The organism is Pseudomonas sp. 30_B, assembly GCF_017491605.1.
Taxonomy (GTDB): Bacteria; Pseudomonadota; Gammaproteobacteria; order Pseudomonadales; family Pseudomonadaceae; genus Pseudomonas.
In genome coordinates this window covers 1-469 of the sequence record NZ_JAFGYY010000281.1, presented here as the reverse complement: position 1 = coordinate 469, position 469 = coordinate 1, and the positions used below count along the sequence as shown (strand labels likewise).

General features: G+C 61.8%; 1 pseudogene. It reads left to right on the top strand.

The annotated features are described in order from the left end of the window. Positions 1-179 precede the first annotated feature (179 nt). Positions 180-469, top strand: a pseudogene (locus tag J5M67_RS28290) (phosphoglucosamine mutase); the annotation flags it as partial.

Here is a 469-nt window from a genome sequence, read left to right as displayed (position 1 = left end):
GGACTATCTGTCGTGATTTCCTGGATGGATCGGTGGGGCTGTTGCACAGGGTGACATGGCCTTTACCACCGAGTCACTCGAAATGCCCACGCTCAGCGGGTGTTCCGCTCACTTGGTGTGAGCGGTGGGTAAAGTGAAACTTCATGGCACGACTTTTTGGAACTGACGGAGTGCGCGGTGTGGCTAATCAAGACCTCACCGCCGAGTTGGCCCTTGACCTTTCGGTCGCGGCCGCGCACGTTCTGGGCGAGGCGGGTGCTTTCGGACACCGCCAACCTACCGCGCTGGTAGCACGTGATCCTCGCGCCTCCGGCGAGTTCCTCGAGGCCGCTGTCTGCGCTGGGTTGGCCAGCGCCGGTGTTGACGTGTTGCGCGTCGGCGTGATCCCGACTCCTGCGGCGGCCTACCTCGTCAATGAGTACCGTACTGATTTGGGCGTGATGCTCTCGGCATCTCACAACCCCATGCC